Annotated in this window: 20 protein-coding genes; 12 read left to right on the top strand and 8 right to left on the bottom strand. The window is 74.8% G+C overall.

Annotation, left to right across the window (positions count from 1 at the left end; genetic code table 11):
• Positions 1-122: 122 nt before the first annotated feature.
• Positions 123-425, top strand: coding sequence for a hypothetical protein (locus BM414_RS04950; RefSeq protein WP_093578283.1), 303 nt, complete (start codon positions 123-125; stop codon positions 423-425).
• Between the two features lie 59 nt (positions 426-484).
• Here the strand turns inward: BM414_RS04950 and BM414_RS04945 are convergent, their stop codons facing one another.
• Positions 485-1,273, bottom strand: a complete 789-nt coding sequence (locus BM414_RS04945) for an SDR family oxidoreductase (RefSeq protein WP_093578282.1) — start codon at positions 1,271-1,273, stop codon at positions 485-487.
• Between the two features lie 85 nt (positions 1,274-1,358).
• On the opposite strand from BM414_RS04945, the gene mshA reads away from it, so the two are divergent.
• From mshA to BM414_RS04920, 5 genes are read left to right on the top strand one after another with little or no spacing between them, the layout of a single operon-like run.
• Positions 1,359-2,684 (top strand): D-inositol-3-phosphate glycosyltransferase, encoded by a 1,326-nt coding sequence (gene mshA, locus BM414_RS04940; protein ID WP_245784488.1) that lies wholly within the window; start codon positions 1,359-1,361, stop codon positions 2,682-2,684.
• Positions 2,681-3,265, top strand: a complete 585-nt coding sequence (locus BM414_RS04935) for a type III secretion system chaperone family protein (RefSeq protein ID WP_245784487.1) — start codon at positions 2,681-2,683, stop codon at positions 3,263-3,265. The genes mshA and BM414_RS04935 overlap by 4 nt, the downstream gene beginning before the upstream one ends.
• Positions 3,262-4,860, top strand: a complete 1,599-nt coding sequence (locus tag BM414_RS04930; protein WP_093578280.1) for an MFS transporter — start codon at positions 3,262-3,264, stop codon at positions 4,858-4,860. Before BM414_RS04935 ends, BM414_RS04930 begins: the two co-directional genes overlap by 4 nt.
• Before the next feature lie 10 nt (positions 4,861-4,870).
• Complete coding sequence (locus tag BM414_RS04925) at positions 4,871-5,173, top strand: hypothetical protein (protein WP_139245710.1); 303 nt, start codon at positions 4,871-4,873, stop codon at positions 5,171-5,173.
• A gap of 45 nt (positions 5,174-5,218) precedes the next feature.
• Positions 5,219-5,989, top strand: coding sequence for a phosphoglyceromutase (locus BM414_RS04920; protein ID WP_093578278.1), 771 nt, complete (start codon positions 5,219-5,221; stop codon positions 5,987-5,989).
• 106 nt (positions 5,990-6,095) lie between these two features.
• Here BM414_RS04920 and phoU read toward each other — a convergent pair whose 3' ends face one another.
• Positions 6,096-6,755, bottom strand: a complete 660-nt coding sequence (phoU, locus tag BM414_RS04915; protein WP_093578277.1) for a phosphate signaling complex protein PhoU — start codon at positions 6,753-6,755, stop codon at positions 6,096-6,098.
• 220 nt (positions 6,756-6,975) lie between these two features.
• Between phoU and BM414_RS04910 the strand changes: the two genes are divergently transcribed.
• Complete coding sequence (locus BM414_RS04910; protein WP_093578276.1) at positions 6,976-8,202, top strand: sensor histidine kinase; 1,227 nt, start codon at positions 6,976-6,978, stop codon at positions 8,200-8,202.
• Complete coding sequence (locus BM414_RS04905; RefSeq protein WP_093578275.1) at positions 8,199-8,879, top strand: response regulator transcription factor; 681 nt, start codon at positions 8,199-8,201, stop codon at positions 8,877-8,879. Before BM414_RS04910 ends, BM414_RS04905 begins: the two co-directional genes overlap by 4 nt.
• Before the next feature lie 76 nt (positions 8,880-8,955).
• Here the strand turns inward: BM414_RS04905 and BM414_RS04900 are convergent, their stop codons facing one another.
• On the bottom strand, positions 8,956-9,177 hold the full coding sequence (locus BM414_RS04900; protein ID WP_073421249.1) for a DUF3072 domain-containing protein: 222 nt from the start codon (positions 9,175-9,177) through the stop codon (positions 8,956-8,958).
• Between the two features lie 10 nt (positions 9,178-9,187).
• On the bottom strand, positions 9,188-9,394 hold the full coding sequence (locus tag BM414_RS04895) for a hypothetical protein (protein WP_093578274.1): 207 nt from the start codon (positions 9,392-9,394) through the stop codon (positions 9,188-9,190).
• A gap of 81 nt (positions 9,395-9,475) precedes the next feature.
• Here BM414_RS04895 and BM414_RS04890 point away from each other — a divergent pair, with 81 nt between their 5' ends.
• Entirely contained in the window at positions 9,476-10,486 is a 1,011-nt protein-coding gene (locus tag BM414_RS04890; RefSeq protein ID WP_093578273.1) for a helix-turn-helix domain-containing protein, read from the top strand.
• Here the strand turns inward: BM414_RS04890 and BM414_RS04885 are convergent.
• From BM414_RS04885 to BM414_RS04875, 3 genes are all read right to left on the bottom strand, one after another.
• The gene (locus BM414_RS04885; protein ID WP_245784486.1) at positions 10,483-11,349 is read right to left on the bottom strand and encodes a class I SAM-dependent methyltransferase; all 867 of its coding nucleotides are present in this window, start codon (positions 11,347-11,349) and stop codon (positions 10,483-10,485) included. The two genes, BM414_RS04890 and BM414_RS04885, sit on opposite strands and share 4 nt — an antisense overlap.
• Positions 11,350-11,354: 5 nt before the next feature.
• Positions 11,355-13,538 carry a bifunctional MFS transporter/dTMP kinase gene (locus BM414_RS04880; RefSeq protein WP_093578272.1) on the bottom strand — a complete coding sequence of 728 codons (2,184 nt, stop codon included), beginning with the start codon at positions 13,536-13,538 and terminating at the stop codon, positions 11,355-11,357.
• A 97-nt stretch (positions 13,539-13,635) separates the two neighbouring features.
• Positions 13,636-14,442 (bottom strand): DUF3109 family protein, encoded by an 807-nt coding sequence (locus tag BM414_RS04875; RefSeq protein WP_093578271.1) that lies wholly within the window; start codon positions 14,440-14,442, stop codon positions 13,636-13,638.
• A gap of 40 nt (positions 14,443-14,482) precedes the next feature.
• Here BM414_RS04875 and BM414_RS04870 point away from each other — a divergent pair, with 40 nt between their 5' ends.
• Complete coding sequence (locus BM414_RS04870; RefSeq protein ID WP_093578270.1) at positions 14,483-15,427, top strand: Ppx/GppA family phosphatase; 945 nt, start codon at positions 14,483-14,485, stop codon at positions 15,425-15,427.
• Entirely contained in the window at positions 15,427-16,221 is a 795-nt protein-coding gene (locus tag BM414_RS04865; RefSeq protein WP_093578387.1) for a hypothetical protein, read from the top strand. Before BM414_RS04870 ends, BM414_RS04865 begins: the two co-directional genes overlap by 1 nt.
• Positions 16,222-16,248: 27 nt before the next feature.
• Here BM414_RS04865 and BM414_RS04860 read toward each other — a convergent pair whose 3' ends face one another.
• Positions 16,249-16,818, bottom strand: coding sequence for a type 1 glutamine amidotransferase domain-containing protein (locus BM414_RS04860; protein WP_093578269.1), 570 nt, complete (start codon positions 16,816-16,818; stop codon positions 16,249-16,251).
• A 129-nt stretch (positions 16,819-16,947) separates the two neighbouring features.
• Here BM414_RS04860 and proC point away from each other — a divergent pair, with 129 nt between their 5' ends.
• Positions 16,948-17,766, top strand: coding sequence for a pyrroline-5-carboxylate reductase (proC, locus tag BM414_RS04855; RefSeq protein ID WP_093578268.1), 819 nt, complete (start codon positions 16,948-16,950; stop codon positions 17,764-17,766).
• Positions 17,767-18,004 lie beyond the last annotated feature (238 nt).

Genomic DNA, 18,004 nt, shown 5'->3' with positions numbered 1-18,004 from the left:
CCGCGCCGAGTCGGTTCGACCTGCTCCGGCCGCACCGCCTGCGCCGCGCACGGGCAGCCGTCCGCGGATGGTGGAGCGACCTACGCGCCGGTGGTGCGACGCCGAGGGGCGAGGAGCCGGACGTGCACGCCCTGGTGGAGGAGGCCTCGCGGCTCGTCGACGACCTGCTCGCGCGCTGCACCCGGACACCCGTGCTGGCCGGGATCGACGTCACCGTGTCGTCGGGCGTCGTCCACCCGGCGGTGCGGACGTGGGGCGTGCACGCCTTCCTGGAGGACGGCCGACGCGCGCGGGAGCACCGGGAGCTGCTGGCGCACCGGCGTCCGGGAGAGCGTCGGTGGACCGTCGTCCGGGACGCTGCGGACGCCGTCTACCGGACCGGGGACGCCGTCCGCAGGTGGGCCGACCGCGCACCTGCGGGGTAGTCGCTGCCTGCGGCGCGCTCCGGGCAGCGACTTCCCCGCAGTCGCTGCCCGCGGCTCGGTCAGTCGGCCTCGCGGTGGACCTTGTGCTGGGCGGCCTGGGCGCGCGGGCGGACGACGAGCAGGTCGACGTTCACGTGGTGCGGACGGGTGAGCGCCCAGGCGATGCAGTCGGCGACGTCCTCGGCTACCAGCGGCTCGCGCACGCCCCGGTAGATGGCGTCGGCCTTCTCCTGGCTGCCGGTGCGGTTGAGCGAGAACTCCTCGGTGTGCACCATCCCGGGCGCGATCTCGATGACCCGCACCGGCTCGGCGACCAGCTCCAACCGCAGCGCCACGGCCAGCGCGTGCTCGCCGTGCTTGGCCGCGGTGTAGGAGCTGCCGCCCTCGTAGCTGACCAGCCCGGCCGTCGAGCCGACGAACAGCACGTCACCGGCGCCGGAGGCCCGCAGCGCGGGGAGCAGCGCCTTGGTCAGCCGGACGGTGCCGAGCACGTTGACGTCGTAGGTGCGCGCCCAGGAGTCCAGGTCGGCCTCGGCCACCGGCTTGGCGTCGAACGCGCCGCCGGCGTTGTTCACCAGCACGTCGACCCGCGGCAGCGCCGTCGCGAACGCCTCGACCGACGCGGGGTCGGTGACGTCGAGGGGCAGCGCGCGGGCGCCGATCCGCTCGGCCAGCGCGGTCAGCCGGTCCATCCGCCGGGCACCCAGGACGACGTCGAAGCCCTCGGCGGCCAGCCGTTCCGCGGTGGCGGCGCCGATGCCGCTGGAGGCACCCGTGACGACGGCGGTGCGGCCGCTCCCCGGCAGCGCGCGCGGACCGGAGGAGGAGACATCGGTTACACCGGGCATGTGGTCATCCTGACGCTGTTGCAGGATGGAGAGTCGACAGGGGTGCCGAGCCGGCGCCCGGGGCCGGGCGAGGCAGGAGGTCTGTGTGCCTGCTCGCCGCCTGCTGACCCCGCGTGTGCCCCGCCGGGTGGCGACGATCTCGGTGCACACCAGCCCGCTCGACCAGCCCGGTGCCGGCGACGCCGGGGGCATGAACGTCTACATCGTCGAGATGTCCCGCCGGCTGGCCGCCCGCGGCATCGCCGTCGACGTCTTCACGCGGGCCACCTCCAGCGACCTGCCGCCGGTGGTCGAGATGAGCCCGGGCGTGACCGTGCGGCACGTCAGCGCCGGCCCGTTCGAGGGCCTGGGCAAGGAGGAGCTCCCCGGCCAGCTGTGCGCCTTCACCGCGGGGGTGCTGCGCGAGGAGGCCCAGCACGAGCCAGGCCACTACGACGTCGTCCACTCGCACTACTGGCTGTCCGGTCAGGTCGGGTGGCTGGCCCGTGACCGGTGGAGCGTGCCGCTCATCCACACCGCGCACACCCTCGCCAAGGTGAAGAACGCCGCGCTGGCCGACGGCGACCGGCCCGAGCCGCGTGCCCGGGTGATCGGCGAGGAGCAGGTGGTGGCCGAGGCCGACCGCCTGGTGGCCAACACCGAGGAGGAGGCCCGGCAGCTCGTCGAGCACTACGGCGCCGACTCGCGCCGCACGCTCGTCGTCCCCCCGGGCGTCGACCTCGAGCGTTTCACCCCCGGCGACCGCGCCGCCGCCCGCCGCGCCCTGGGCGTGCCCGCCGACGCCGTCGTCCTGACCTTCGTCGGCCGCATCCAGCCGCTCAAGGCGCCCGACCTGCTGCTGACCACCGCCGCCCGCATGCTCGACGACGACCCGGCGCTGCGCGCGCGGCTGCAGGTGCACGTCGTCGGGGCGCCCAGCGGGTCGGGGCTCGAGGCGCCGCGGCAGCTGGAGGAGCTGGCCGCCTCCCTCGGCATCGCCGACCTCGTGCGCTTCCTGCCGCCGCAGCCGCCCGACCGGCTGGCCCTGCACTACCGCGCCGCCGACGTCGCCGTCGTCCCGAGCCACAACGAGTCCTTCGGCCTGGTCGCGCTGGAGGCGCAGGCCTGCGGGACGCCGGTGGTGGCCGCGTCGGTCGGCGGGCTGCGGACGGCGGTGCGCGACGGCGTGTCCGGCGTCCTGGTCGACGGACGGGACCCCGGTGCCTACGCGGCCGCCGTCCGCGCGGTGCTCGAGCGCCGGGAGCTGCTCGGCGCCGGGGCGCGCCGGCACGCCGCCGCCTTCTCCTGGGACCGCACCGCCGACGCGCTGGTGGACGCCTACGCCTCGGCCGCCGCGGAGATGGCCGGTGCCGCGCGGCGGGCGCTGCGGCCGGTGGCCGGCGTCCACCTGGGGACGCAGGTGGCCTGGTGACCGGGGGCGCCGGAGGAGACCCGCCCCCCCGCGCCGACGTCGTCGCCGCCCTCGACGCGGTCATCGACCGGACCCTGCGCGACGCCGAGCTGGTGCACGAGCACCCCGCGCCCGGACGGTGGCTGGTCGACCTGCCCGGCAGCAAGAAGCTCAAGACGGTGTGCGGGCTGATCGTGGGCGAGCACGCGCTGCGGGTGGAGGCCTTCGTCTGCCGCCAGCCCGACGAGAACCGCGAGCAGCTGTGGACCTACCTGCTGCAGCACAACGCGCGCATGTACGGCGTCGCCTACTCGGTCGACCGCGTCGGCGACGTCTACCTGACCGGCCGGGTGCCGCACGCCGCGGTGACCCCCGAGGAGCTCGACCGGCTGCTCGGTGCGGTCCTCAGCTACGCCGACGACCACTTCAACACCATGCTCGAGATCGGCTTCGGCAGCTCGATCCGCCGCGAGTGGGAGTGGCGGGTCAAGCGCGGCGAGTCGCTGCGCAACCTCGAGGCCTTCGCCGCGTTCGCGCAGGCGGGCCGGACCGGGCCCGACGACGGCGACGGGGCGGCACCCGCGCCGGACGGCGGGGGATGACCGTCACCCGGGCGCCGGCCACGTCGGCCGTCGAGGAGCGCCCCGGCTACGCACGCCGCTGGTGGGTGCTGGCCACCATGACCGTCTGCCTGCTCGTGGTGATCACGGGCAACACGACGCTCAACGTGGCCATCCCGACCCTGCAGCGGGAGCTCGGGGCCACCCAGGGCGAGCTCCAGTGGGCCGTCGACGCCTACATCGTGGTCTTCGCCGGCCTGCTGTTCTCCTGGGGCGTGATCGGCGACCGGATCGGCCGCCGGAGGGTGCTGCTCATCGGGCTGGCGATCTTCGCCGGGGGCTCGGTGATGGCCGCCTTCTCCGGCAGTCCGCTGGAGCTCATCGCCTGGCGGGCGGTGATGGGGATCGGCGGCGCGGCGGTCCAGCCGACGACGCTCGCCGTCATCACCAACGTCTTCCCGGCCGGTGAGCGCGGCCGCGCCATCGGCATCTGGGCGGCCACGGCCGGCCTCGCCGTCGCCGGGGGCCCGCTGGCCAGCGGCGCGGTGCTGACCCACTTCTGGTGGGGCGCGATCTTCCTCATCGGTGTGCCGGTCGCGCTGCTCGGCGTCGCCGGCACGCTGGCGTTCGTGCCGGAGTCGCGCGACCCGGACCCCGGCCGGCTCGACGTCCCGGGCGTGCTGCTGTCGATCGCGGCCCTCGCCGGGCTGGTCTACGGGATCATCCACGGCGGGTCCGGGGTGGGCTGGGCGACGCCGGGGGTGCTGGTCCCCCTGATCGGCGGCGCGCTGCTCATGGTGCTGTTCGTCTGGCTGCAGCGGCGCTCGGCGCACCCGGCGCTCGACGTGTCGCTGTTCCGCAACCCAGCGTTCTCCGCCGCGGCCGCCGCGCTGGGCCTGAACTTCTTCGCGCTGATGGGCGCGACCTTCTACCTCGTCTACTACCTGCAGGGCGCCCGCGGCTACGACCCCCTGCAGTCCGGCGCCGCGCTGATCCCGGTCGCGCTGGGCATGGCGGTCATGGCGCCGAGCAGCTCCCGGCTGGCCGAGCGGTTCGGCGCCAAGGCCGTCTGCACCACCGGCTTCGTCCTCATCACGCTGTCGTTCCTGGGCTTCCAGCTGCTGGACGAGGCAGCCCCGCTGTGGCTGTTGCTCACCACGCTCACCGTGCAGGGGCTCGGCATGGGCGCGGTCATGGCGCCGGCCACCGAGTCGATCATGTCGGTGGTGCCGCGGGAGAAGGCCGGCGCCGGCGCGGCGGTGAACAACACGGTCCGCCAGGTGGGCGGCGCGCTCGGCGTGGCCATCCTCGGCTCGCTGCTGGCCACCGCCTACGCCTCCAACCTCGGCCGCGCCGTCGACGTGCTCCCCGCCGGGCTGCGCGGCGAGGCGAGCACCTCGATCGCCGCGACCCTCGAGGTGGCCCGGGCGACGGCGGACCGGGCGCGGGCGGCCGGCGAGCCCGAGGCCGCGGAGGCCGCCGACGCGCTGGCCGACACCGCCCGCGAGGCGTTCGTCTCGGCGATGCACCTGACCGCCGTCGGGACCGCGGCCGCCGCGGCGGTCGCCGCCGTCGTCGTCCTCGTCTGGCTGCCCGGTCGACGCCGGCCGGGGGCGCAGGAGACCTCCTCCGCATAGCGTGGGAGAGGTGCAGGAGCAGCCCGCCGCGCAGGAACGGTTCGGCCGCGCGCTGATCGGCGTGGTGGCTGCCTCCGGCCTGGTCTACCCCCTGCTGCTGTGTGCCGTGCAGCTCGTGCTGACCCAGCTGTTCGTCGTCGACGTCGCCGCGACCGCGCTGTGGCTGGCGGTCGCGCTGGTCTGCAGCGTGGCGCTGGTGGCCGCCGTCCGCTGGGGTGCCTCCCGGCGGGTGCTCAGCCCGTGGCTGCTGGCCGGGCTGGCGCCGCCGGTGCTCTACGAGGCCTGGGTGCTCTGGCCGCTGCTGGCCGGATGACACCTCGCCGGGCCCGGCGCTCCCCGGGTCGGGCAGGATGGGCTCGTGACGACGTCTGCGGCGAGCGCGCCCGGCACCCTGGTCCTGCTCCGCCACGGCGAGAGCGAGTGGAACAAGGCCAACCTGTTCACCGGCTGGGTCGACGTCGAACTGTCGGAGAAGGGCCGCGCCGAGGCCGCCCGCGGCGGTCGGCTGCTCGCCGAGCACGACCTGCTGCCCGACGTCCTGCACACCTCGCTGCTCAAGCGGGCGATCACCACCGCCGAGCTGGCCCTCGGCACGGCCGACCGGCAGTGGATCCCGGTGCGGCGCTCCTGGCGGCTCAACGAGCGGCACTACGGCGCCCTGCAGGGCAAGGACAAGGCGGCCACCCTCGCCGAGTACGGCGAGGAGCAGTTCATGGTCTGGCGCCGGTCCTACAGCACGCCGCCGCCGCCGATCGAGGCCGGCAGCGAGTACTCGCAGGACGCCGACCCGCGCTACGCGTTCCTCCCGCCGGAGGTGCGCCCGGCCACCGAGTGCCTGGCCGACGTCGTCGTCCGGATGCTGCCGTACTGGTACGACGCGATCGTGCCGGACCTGCGCAGCGGCGCCACCGTGCTGGTGGCCGCCCACGGCAACAGCCTGCGCGCGCTGGTGAAGCACCTCGACGACATGGGCGAGGACGAGGTGGTCGGGCTGAACATCCCCACCGGCGTCCCGCTGCGCTACGACCTCGACGCCGACCTCAAGCCGGTCAAGCCCGGTGGTGAGTACCTCGACCCCGAGGCCGCGGCCGCCGCGATCGAGGCGGTCAAGAACCAGGGCAAGCGCTGACGAGGGGGCCCGGAGGGTCCCCGAGGAGTGAGCGCGAACGGCTCAGCTCGACGGGGGCACGGCACCTGGCCGCGGTGTCGGCCGCGAGGCCGACGATGTGCGCAGCTCAGTTGGGCAGCGCGACCATGTCCCGCTCGCCGGTGACCAGGAAGACGACGCGGCGGGCGACGCTGACGGCGTGGTCGGCGAAGCGCTCGTAGTAGCGGCCGAGCAGCGTGATGTCGATGGCCGACTCCATGCCGTGCGGCCAGCCGGGGCTGAGCAGCTCGGTGAACAGCTGACGGTGCAGCTCATCCATCAGGTCGTCGTCCTTCTCGAGCTGGGCGGCGCCCTGGACGTCGAGCTTGGCGATGACGGTGCCGACCTGGGCGACCAGGCTCTGCGCGACGTGGCCGGCCTCGAGGAAGATCGGCCGCACCTCGGCGGGGACGGCGGACTCCGGGAAGCGCATCCGGGCGAGCTTGGCCACGTGCACCGCGAGGTCGCCCATGCGCTCGAGGTCGCCGACGATGCGCATCGCCGTGGTGACCGTGCGCAGGTCGGTGGCCACCGGCTGCTGGCGGGCCAGCAGGGTGAAGCAGCGCTCCTCGATGCTCTCGCGCACCGCGTCGATGTGCTCGTCCCCGGCGATGACCAGGTCGGCGAGGGCGACGTCGGCGTCGAGCAGTGCGGTGGTGGCCTTGGTCATCGCGGAGCCGACGGAGTTCGACATCTCCACCAGGCAGGCGTTGATGTCCTCGAGCTCTTCGCGGTAGTGCTCGCGCACGGGTCCTCCTCGTCGGCCGGCGGTCCGCCGGGTGCCGCCGGCCGGTCACCATCTGCTCGGTGTGCCGCCCCGACGTCTCCGAGGGTAGGTGCTCACGAGGCACGCGACGGGAGTGGTCGGTGAACGCGGGGACACCCCGGCGTGAACAGTCGGTCCCCCGGGTTGCGTCGCCACCCACACGGGGGATGACGAGGTCCTGGAGCCGCCTAGCATCGGCCCTGTGAGCCCGCTGGTCGCCCTCGTGACCGGTGTCGTCGTCGGCGCCCTCGTGGTGGCCGTCGGCGTGCTGCTCGCGCGCCGCGGCGCCGAGAGAGCCGAGCGCGCCGGGAGCGACGCCGACCGGGACGGCGCCGCCGAGGCGCAGCTCGCCCGCCGGCTGCTCGACCTCATGGACCCCGCGGTGCTGCTGCTCGACAAGGACGACGCCGTCGTCGTGGCCAACCCGACGGCGCGCGGGCTCGGCATCGTGCGCGACCGCAGGCTCGTCGTCCCCGCCCTGCAGGACCTGGTCCGCGAGGTCCGCCGCTGGGGGAGCCGGCGCTCGGACGTCTCGCTGCCCGGCGAGGTCGTCGGCGGCGGCACGCGGCTGGTCGGCGCCCACGGCATCCGGCTGGACACCTCTCCCGGCGACGCCTCGGCGTCGGCCGTGCCCGGCCCCGTGGCGCTGGTCCTCCAGGACGTCACCGAGGCCCGTCGCGTCGAGGCGGTCCGCCGCGACTTCGTCGCCAACGTCGGGCACGAGCTCAAGACGCCGGTCGGCGCGCTGGGCCTGCTCGCCGAGGCCATGCAGGGCGCCGCCGACGACCCCGACACCGTGCAGCGCTTCGCCGCGCGCATGGCGCACGAGGCCGACCGGCTGGCCCGGCTGGTCCGCGAGCTGATCGACCTGTCCCGCCTGCAGGGCGCCGAGCCACTGCCGGAGCTGACGCCGGTCGACGTCGACACCGTGCTCGCCGAGGCCGTCGACCGCACCGGCCTGGCCGCCGCCGCCAAGGGCATCACCATCGCCGTCGGCGGAACGCGGGGCCTCCTGGTGCGTGGCGTCGAGCCCCAGCTGGCGACGGCGGTGACCAACCTGCTGGCCAACGCGGTCGCCTACAGCCCCGAAAACACGAAGATCGCCGTCGGGGCGCGGGCGCGCGGCGGGTTCGCCGAGATCGCGGTCACCGACAGCGGCATCGGCATCCCGCGGGCCGACCGCGAGCGGGTCTTCGAGCGCTTCTACCGGGTCGACCAGTCGCGGGCCACCAAGACCGGCGGCACCGGCCTGGGCCTGGCCATCGTCAAACACGTGGCCAGCAACCACGGCGGCTCGGTCAGCGTGTGGAGCGAGGAGGGCCTCGGCTCCACCTTCACGCTGCGCATCCCCCTGGCGGTCGAGGACCGCCCCCCACCTCCCGCTGCGGCGTCCGACGCCGGCGGGGTCCTCCAGGAAGGACGGCAATGACCCGAGTGCTCGTGGTGGAGGACGAGGAGTCCTTCTCCGACGCGCTGTCCTACATGCTCGGCCGCGAGGGGTTCGAGGCGGTCGTGGCCGCCACGGGCCCCGAGGCCCTGGCCGAGTTCGACCGCGCAGGTGCAGACATCGTCCTGCTCGACCTCATGCTCCCGGGACTGCCGGGCACCGAGGTGTGCCGGGCGCTGCGCTCCCGCAGCAACGTCCCGATCATCATGCTCACGGCCAAGGACTCCGAGGTCGACAAGGTCGTGGGCCTGGAACTCGGGGCCGACGACTACGTCACCAAGCCCTACTCGGCACGCGAGCTGGTGGCGCGTATCCGCGCCGTGCTGCGCCGCCGCGGGGACGTCGAGGCCCCGGCCGACGGCGCGCTGGAGGCCGGCCCGGTGCGGATGGACGTCGAGCGGCACGTGGTGGCCGTGGACGGCGAGCCGGTGGGGCTGCCGCTCAAGGAGTTCGACCTGCTCGAGCTGCTGCTGCGCAACGCCGGCCGGGTGCTGACCCGCGGGCAGCTGATCGACCGGGTGTGGGGCTCGGACTACGTGGGCGACACCAAGACCCTCGACGTCCACGTCAAGCGCCTGCGCGCCAAGATCGAGCCCGACCCGGCCAACCCCAAGCACCTCGTGACGGTGCGCGGTCTCGGCTACAAGTTCGAGATCTGATCGGGCCACCCCGTCCTCCCCACCCCGGCAGGGCCAGGGTGGGACCCGGGACGGGTCCAGGTCGTGCCGGCCGGGGTCACTGACCCCGGCCGGTCTCCTCCTGCAGCTCGTCGATCTTCTTCGAGGCGTCGGCCTTGGTGATGTCCTCGGGGACGTCCTCACCGGCCTGGCGGGCCAGCGTGTGCAGGTAGCTCTTCTGGGCGCCGGTGGCCGGCTCGTCCCCGGTCACCCAGTCCGACGGGTCCTTCTCGGCCGTCGGGTCGCCGGCCTGACCGGTGTTCACGTTGGATTCGCTCATGTGTTCGATCCTAGGCGTGGGAGAGCTCGCGCGCAGGTCGAGCGGCAACGGCCGGGCGGGACTCCCACCGGCGGCCGGTCCGATAGACGTGCACGCCCCCGCAGGAGGGGCACTCCACCGAGAGCGCGACGTGGGTCGGGTGGTTGGTGACCGACCGGATCCGCCGGTCGGCGACCAGTTCGTCGGTCCGGGTCACGGGGCAGGTGATCAGCAGCATGGGACGAGCGTGCTCGGGGTCCGCGGGACCGACGAGTGGCAGAGGTGACACCGATCGCGTCGTTCCTGCCATACTCCCGCCATGGCCGAGGACCGCCCGCTCGTCGTCAGTCTGCTCGCCGGGGACGGTGTCCTCGGCGCCTTCGGCCTCGGCGTCGCCGCCGAGGTGTTCGGCTACGACTACCGCCGTCTCGGCATGCCGCGCTTCGACTTCGCGGTGGTCACCGACCGTCCGGGACTCGTGCGCACCGACACCGGGCTGACCCTGTACGTCGAGCACGGTCTCGAGCGGCTGGCGGTCTCCGACATCGTCCTGGTCACCGCGTGGGAGAAGCTGTCCCACCCGGTCCCGCCGTCGGTCCTCGAGGCGCTGCGCGCCGTGCACGCCCGGGGCGGCCAGATCGTCAGCCACTGCACCGGCGCCTTCGTCGTCGCGGCGGCGGGCCTGCTCGACGGGAAACGGGCCACCACCCACTGGCGCCATGCCGGCGAGATGGCCGCCCGCTACCCGGCCGTCGACGTCGACCCGCGGGTCCTCTACGTCGACGAGGGCACGATCATCAGCGGCGCCGGGACGGCGAGCGGCGTGGACGCGCTCCTGCACCTCGTCCGCAGGGAGTGGGGCGCCGCGGCGGCCAACGGGCTGGCCCGCGAGATGGTCGTCCCCCCGCACCGCGACGGCGGGCAGGCGCAGTACATCGACGAGCCGGTCGCCCGGTGCGAGGACGACCTGCTCGGGCTGGTCCTGGACTGGGCGCGGGCGCACCTGGCCGAGGACATCAGCGTCGAGGTGCTCGCCCGCCGCGCGCTGATGAGCCCGCGCAGCTTCGCCCGCCGGTTCAAGGCCACCACGGGGACGACGCCGCACGCCTGGCTGCTCGCGCAGCGGCTGGCGGCGGCCGAGGCGCTGCTCGAGGAGAGCGACGCCCCGGTGGAGGAGATCGCGCGGCTGGTCGGGTTCGGCACCGCCGCCGGCTTCCGCGAGCAGTTCAGCCGGCGCCGCGGCGTCTCCCCGCGGGCCTACCGGCAGACCTTCCGCACCGGCAGCGGCCAGGTCGAGGTCGTCCCGGCCGGTGAGGGAACGGCCGCCTAGCGGGGGATCGGGCGGGCGACGCCCACGAGGGAGTCGAGGCGGCCGGCGTTGCTGGGCGCCAGCGGGCTGCGCACCACGCGCGTGAGCGCGAACCCGGCCCGCGCCAGCAGCATCGCGTGCGTGCGCGGTGTGAAGTGCCAGATGTGCTCGGCCGGCTTGAGGGTCCACCAGCGGGTGCCCAGCAGGCGGGCCGGCAGCGACGAGACGTAGGGCGTGGAGAACAGCACGACGCCGTCGTCGGCGACCAGCGAGCGCGCCGTCCGCCAGAAGTCCAGCGGGTCGGGCACGTGCTCGACGGTGTCCCAGGCGCAGAGGACGTCGAAGCCGGGCCCCAGCGGCGCGTCGGCGAGCTGGCCGCAGAAGACGTCGAGGCCGAGGGTCCCGGTGGCGTGCTCCGCGCCGGTGCGGGAGAGCTCCACCCCGCTGGTGTCCCAGCCGGCCCTGCGCGCGGCGTCGAGGAACAGGCCGTAGCCGGCGCCGACCTCGAGCAGCCGCCCGCCGGGAGACCGGCCTCGGACCCGGTCCAGCAGCGCCAGGCGGCCGGCGGTCCAGGTGCGCTGCAAGAGCATCGCCGGGTCGAACCGGCGGTCCCGCGACGACGCGCCGTCCTCGGCGCCCCCTGCCTCGACGCCACCCCCGTACACGCCGCCCTCGAAGTAGCCGACGTCGTCGTAGAGCCGCTGGAGGGCCTCCGGACGCAGCCGGGGGCTGATGAACACCAGGCCGCACGACGGGCAGCGGACGACGCCGAAGGGCGCGAGGTCGTGGACGAGCCGGCCGGGGATGCCGCAGAGGCAGCATTCGACCACCTCGGTGTCCTCGGGGGTCCACGTCACCGGAGGCGGGGTCACCGGGGCGCTCACGGCGGTCAGCCTACGGAGCCCCCGGCGATCCTCCCGGTACCGGTCCGTGCCGCGCCGACCGGCGGGTCGGCCGCGCCCGAGGCGCCGTCGGCCCCGGCGTCGCCGAGCTCGGGGTAGCGCTGGACGAGCAGGGCGGAGATCTTCCGGCGGACGGCGCTGGAGACCAGCCCGGAGCCCTCCGGTGACCCGTCGGTGCCCAGCAGCTCGCCCGGGACGACGACGTAGCGGTCGGGGGCGGCGTCGGCCCGGTCGAGGAAGGCCGCGCGCACCGCGTCGGCGTCGGCGTCGGCGGGACCGGCGGTGACCGGGGAGTCGACGACCACGGTGAGGTCGGGCAGCAGGCCGCGGGTGGCCCACAGCGAGGTGCGGTAGATGCGGTCGGCGTCGAGGCCCTGCCCGGCGCCCTGGAAGGCGATCGAGGTGTCGACGTAGTGGTTGCAGACGACGACCTCGCGCCGCTTGAGCGCCGGCCGGATCACCGTGGCGACGTGCTCGGCGCGGTCGGCCGCGGCCAGCAGCGCTGCGGTGTAGGCGGCCACCGGGTGTCCCTCGCCGTCGGTCACGCGGGCCGCCGGGTCCGGTGCCGGCGGGTAGAGCAGCGTGCGGACCTGGCGGCCGAGCGCGGTGTCACTGGGCTCGTGCGTGGCCACGACGGCGCACCCGGACTCGCGCAGCACCTGGGCGAGGTCGGCCGTGTAGCGGCGGGTCAGGTCGCGGTCGGCGCCCTCGACGACGACGAACAGGCCGGTCCCGCTGGCCGAGGCCGAGAGGATGTCGGAGCTGCCCCACAGCAGGCGGAACACGTCGCGGGCACGGGTGCCCGGGCGCCCGCGCGGGACGACCTGGCGGACGGCATAGGCGCTGACCAGCAGGGCCAGCGCGCCGCCGATCATCAGGGTGAGCCCGGGACCGGTGAGGGTGAGCATGAGCTCGCCGACCCGCAGGTCGTGGGTGCCGAGCACGCCGGCGAGGCCCGGGCCGACGGCGACCGCCAGCAGCAGGACGACGCGCACCGAGGAGATGACGAAGGCGAACACCCGGCCGCGCAGCCGGTCCTCGACCTCGAAGCCGATGAGCGTGTAGCCGATGATCCAGGAGATCCCGGCGAACAGGCCGACGAGGAACGCCGCGCCCGTGGCCAGCACGAAGTCCTGGATCAGCGACATCGCCAGCAGCGCGATCCCGGCCAGCCCGATCGAGCGGGCGAACAGGGTGCGCCGCGGGATGGTCGGCAGGATCCGTGGCCCGACCAGCATGCCGAGGGCCAGGCCGGTGAACACGATGCCGAACACCACGCCGTAACCGGCGGCGCCGGCGTCCAGGGTGGCGATGTAGAGCTGGGCGACGCCGATGATCAGCCCGCCCGCCCCGAACGCGCCGATGACGCCGACGTACAGGGCGCGCATCAGCGGCTGTCCGCGCAGGAACGAGACGCCCTCGACGATGAGGGAGAACACGTTCGACGACGCCTGGCGGTCGGTGGGTGTCGGTGGGATGAGCCGGCGCGAGAGCAGCACGGTGGTGGCCGAGACCGCGAAGGTCGCCGCGTTGAACAGCAGGGCGACGACGATGGCCGTCCGCGCGTCCCCGTTCTGGCCGCTGCCCGGGAACACCCGGGCGACGGTGGAGAGCAGGGCGAACAGCAGCGAGGCCACCGGGACCGCGCCGTAGACGCTGAACAGCGAGACCTGGTTGGCCACGGCCAGCCGCTCGCGCGGGACGATCGCCACCCAGATCGCCTGCTTGGCCGGGTTGGTGAACAGGCCCACGGCCTCGACGAGGAACTGCGCGACGTAGAGCCAGGTCAGCTCGTAGCTCAGCCCGATCGACAGGTACAGCGCGCAGGCCAGCAGGTCACCGACGACGACGGTGGTGCGGCGGTCCAGCCGGTCGGCCAGGGCGCCGGCGATGGGGCCGAGGAGGAGGTCGGGCAGCAGCCGGACGAGGATGACGCCGGAGATGGCCGCGCCCTGGACGCCCAGCGACTCGTCGCGGGTGAGCTGCTGGGCCAACGCGGTGGTCGCCAGCAGGCCGAGCCAGTCGCCGAGGCTGGAGACGGCGATCGCCGCCCACATGCGACGGAACACCGGGATCCGCAGGAGCGCGCGCAGCGCGTTGTCCGACGCCCGGCCGCTGGCCGACGACCCGCCTGCGCGCGCGCCGGCACTCGCCGCCTGTCCGTCGCTCACAGTTCCCGCCGTCCGGTCGTCGCGGTCGTCCCGAGCAGGGTAGTGGCGGCAGGCGCCGTCACGGCCCCCTCGCCGCACTCGGACTGGGGAGTTCCGGTCAGTCGCGCGGCCGCCGGCGCTGCAGGGTGAGGGGCACCGGCGCGGGGCTGGCCGGGTGCGGGGCGACCAGGCCGAGGTCGAGCCGGGCCTCGGTCAGCCGGCGCAGCTCCGCGTAGGCAGCCGGGCCCAGCAGTGCGGTGAGCTCGGCCGCGTAGGTGGCCACCAGCGGCTCGGGGGACACGTGCGCGGTGGGGGAGCCGCTGCACCACCAGTGCAGGTCGGCACCGCCCGGGCCCCAGCCGCGCCGGTCGAACTCGCCGATCGTGCTGACCAGCACCGACGTCCCGTCGGGCCGCTCGACGTGCTCCTGCTCGCGGCGCACGGGCAGCTGCCAGCAGACGTCGGGCTTGGTGGTCAGCGGGTGCAGTTCCTCGCGCAGCGCCATGCGGTGCAGCGCGCAGCCGGTGCCGCCGGGGAAGCCCGGCCGGTTGAGGAAGACGCAGGCGCCGTCGACCAGGCGGGTGCGGAGGGATCGGACGCCGCCCTCGTCGTCTGCCGTGTCCTCCTCGGTCCAGGCGCCGCGGCCGACCGGGGCGAGCTGCCAGTCCTCGTCGGTGAGGTCGGCGACCGCGGCGGTCACGCGGGAGAGGTCGTCCTCGTCGGTGAAGAAGGCGCCGTGGCTGCAGCAGCCGTCGTCGGCCCGGCCCTCGACGACGCCGGCGCACCCGCGGCCGAACACGCAGGTCCAGGCCGACGCCAGCCAGGTCAGGTCGGCCCGGACCACGTGCCGCGGGTCGGCCGGGTCCGGGAACTCGATCCACTCGCGGGCGAAGTCCGGGTCGACCTCCGGGGGCGCGTCCTGCACCGGCCCAGCCTAGGGAGACCCCGACCGGCAGACTGACCGCATGCGGCTCGGCGTTCTGGACATCGGCTCGAACACCGTCCACCTGCTTGTGGTCGACGCCCACCGCGGTGGCCACCCGACCCCGACCTACGACGACCGGTCCGTCCTGCGGCTGGCCGAGCACGTCGGCAAGGACGACTTCCTGTCCAAGGCCGGCGAGAAGGCCCTGGTCAACGCGGTGCGCAAGGCGTGCAAGCGGGCCGAGGAGCAGGGCTGCGACGAGGTGCTCGCCCTGGTCACCTCGGCGATCCGCGAGGCGGTCAACGGCCTGGAGGTGCTCGACCGCGTCCGCGCTCAGACCGGCGTCGACGTGCAGGTGACCAGCGGCGAGGAGGAGGCGCGGCTGACCTTCCTGGCCGTGCGCCGGTGGTACGGGTGGAGCGCCGGGCGGCTGCTCGTCCTCGACATCGGCGGCGGCTCGCTGGAGCTGGCCAGCGGTGTGGACGAGGACCCCGACGTCGCTCTGTCGGTCCCGCTCGGCGCCGGGCGGATGACCCGCCGCTTCCTGCCCGAGGCCGCCGCGGGCAGGAAGCCCGACCTTGCCAAGCTCGAGGCCCTGCAGGAGCACGCCGCCGACGTCCTCCGGCCGGCGGCGAAGAAGCTGCGCGGGGCCGGGCCGCCGGACCTGGTCGCCGCGACCAGCAAGACGTTCCGCACGCTCGCGCGGCTGACCGGCGCGGCCCCCTACTCGGCCGGCCTGCGGGTCGACCGGCAGCTCACCCTCGACGGCCTGGGTCAGCTGATCGGGTTCGTGTCCCGCATCGAGTCCCGCGGCCTGGCCGAGCTGCGCGGTGTGTCTCCCGACCGCGCCCACCAGGTGCCGGCCGGCGCGGTCGTGGCGCAGGCCGCGATGCAGGCGCTGGATCTACCCTCCGTCAAGATCTGTCCGTGGGCGCTGCGCGAGGGCGTCATCCTGCGGCGACTGGACTCCTTGGGAGACGCGTGATGGCACAGCCCCGCAGGGACCCCGATCCCGGGCGCGGTCCGGAGACCGGCGGCCGTCCGCTGGCCGACATCCTGCGCGAGGCCGGCATCGAGGCCCCGCGCAGCGTGCGCCGGCGCCGGGGCGACACCGGCGACCTCCCGATCAAGCAGCGCCGCCGGGAGCCCGAGGACGAGACCGAGCAACCCAACCCCGGGCGCCGGGCCGGCGACACCGGCCGGGTCTCCGAGACCGGCCGGCTGTCCCGCGACACGGGCCGGGTCTCCGACACCGGCCGTGAGGCCCGGGACGCCGGCCGCGTGGAGAAGGCCCGGGACACCGGCCGCGTCGCGGGGGCGCCGGCCGGGGCCACCCGCGGCCCGTCCGAGCCCTCGACGGCGGCCATCCCGGGGATCCGGCCCTCCCGCAAGCCGGGTGTCCCGGGCAGTGCCGCGCCGGACGCCGCGCCGGCCACGGGCCCGATCCCGGTGACCCGGCCCGGGGAGACCGAGGTGCTCGACGAGCCGCTCGGTGCCCGGGAAGGGGCGCTGGCCTGGCTGCGCTTCGCCGGCGAGCTGGTCCTGGCCCTCGCTGCCGGAGTCGGCATCTACTTCCTCGCCACCGTCGTCTGGGAGCAGTTGCCGCAGGTCGCGGTGGTCCTCGCCCCGCTGGCGGTCACCGGCCTGGTCGCCGGCGTCGGGGCGTGGCGGCAGCGCACCGGCCGCGAGCCCACGGGCCTGCGGCTGGTCGCCGTCCTCGTCTTCGCCGGGGCGCTGCTCACCATCGCCCCGGCCGCCGGGCTGCTCGCCGGCACCTGAGGCGCCACCGGGCAGCCCGGCCGCGGCTCACTCGTCCTCGTCGTCGTCCTCGGTGCCGGCCTGCGCGAACTGCTCGACGATCGCCGCGCCGAACGCGTCGAGGTCGTCGGGGTTGCGGCTGGTGACGAGGTTGCCGTCGACGACGACCTCCTCGTCCACCCACTCGGCACCCGCGTTGCGCAGGTCGGTCTGCAGCGAGGGCCACGACGTCATCCGCCGGCCGCGGACGACGTCGGCCTCGGCGAGCACCCAGGGCGCGTGGCAGATGGCCGCCACCGGCTTGTCCGCCTCGAAGAAGGCCTTCACGAAGGCGACGGCGTCGGCGTCGGCCCGCACGAAGTCGCCGTTGATGACGCCGCCGGGCAGGACCAGCGCCGCGTAGTCCTCGGGGTCGGCCAGGGCGACGGTGGTGTCCACCTTCTTCTGGTCGCCCTTGTCGATGTGCTGGTACATGGTGATCGTGCCGCTGCCCAGCGACACCAGCTCGGGCTCCGCGCCGGCCTCCTCGAGCGTCTGCCACGGCCGTTCGAGCTCGACCTGCTCGACGCCGTCGGTCGCGAGCACGGCCACCTTCATCCCGTCCAGTTCTCCTGCCATGCGGGCGCGGCTACCCGTGGCCGGGAGGTGGCACACCCGCGCGCACTACGGTCCGACGGGGGTCCGGGGCTCCGTCCGGCGCGGGGTCCGGCGCGAGGTCCGGCGCACACCGAGAGCTGGGAGAACGGCATGGCACAGCGACAGGGCCTGGCGGTCCTCGGCGGCGGCAAGATGGGCGAGGCGCTGCTGGCCGGGCTGGTGAAGCGGTCGGGGTCCGGCGGCGTCGTCGTCTGCGAGCGGCACCCGGAGCGGGGACGCGAGCTCGCGGCGCGCTACGGCGTCGAGGTCGTCGACATCGAGGAGGCGGCGGCCCGCGCGCGGGTGCTGCTCCTGGCGGTCAAGCCGCAGGACCTCCCCGGCCTGCTGACCCTGCTCGCGCCGGCGGTGGACGACGGGCACCTGGTGGTCAGCATCGCGGCCGGCATCTCCACCGCCACCATCGAGGCGGCGCTGCCGGCCGGTGTGCCGGTGGTGCGGGTCATGCCCAACACCCCCGCCCTGGTCGACGAGGGGATGAGCGTGCTGTCGGCCGGCGCGTCGGCGGGGGAGGCCGAGCTGGACGAGGCCGAGGCGCTGCTGTCGACCGTCGGCCGGGTGGCGCGGGTGCCGGAGTACCAGCAGGACGCGGTGACGGCGCTGTCGGGCAGCGGCCCGGCCTACTTCTTCTACCTGGTCGAGGCGATGGTCGACGCCGGCGTGCTGCTCGGCCTGCCGCGGGCGCTGACCACGGAGCTCGTGGTGCAGACCGCGCTGGGGTCAGCGGTGATGCTGCGCGAGTCGGGGGAGCACCCGGCCCAGCTGCGCGACGCGGTGAGCAGCCCGGGCGGCACGACCATCGCCGGCATCCGGGAGCTGGAGCGGCACTCGGTGCGCTCGGCGCTCATCGCGGCCATCGAGGCGGCTGCCGCCCGCTCGGTCGAGCTGGGCCGGGCCGACGGGAACCGGTGACGCCGTCCCGCCGCTGACGGGAGCCGGTGACGATAACCCGCGCGGGGGCTCCTCGGGGGGACTCTGCGTTACCGTGTCGACACATCGACGGGGAGACGCGCCGATACGGCTGTGAAGCGAGTTGCATACGTGTAGTTCTGCCAGGGACGGACCGTTCCCGGTGTCCGTTTCTTCCATCGCTTCTGTCACGCGGGTCCCCTTACTCTCTGTATCAGCACGTGCGTGTCCCGTAGCCGGT

The organism is Geodermatophilus amargosae, from assembly GCF_900116515.1.
GTDB lineage: Bacteria > Actinomycetota > Actinomycetes > Mycobacteriales > Geodermatophilaceae > Geodermatophilus > Geodermatophilus amargosae.
The sequence above is the reverse complement of the archived record's forward strand: the minus strand, read 5'-3'. Positions and strand labels throughout refer to the sequence as shown.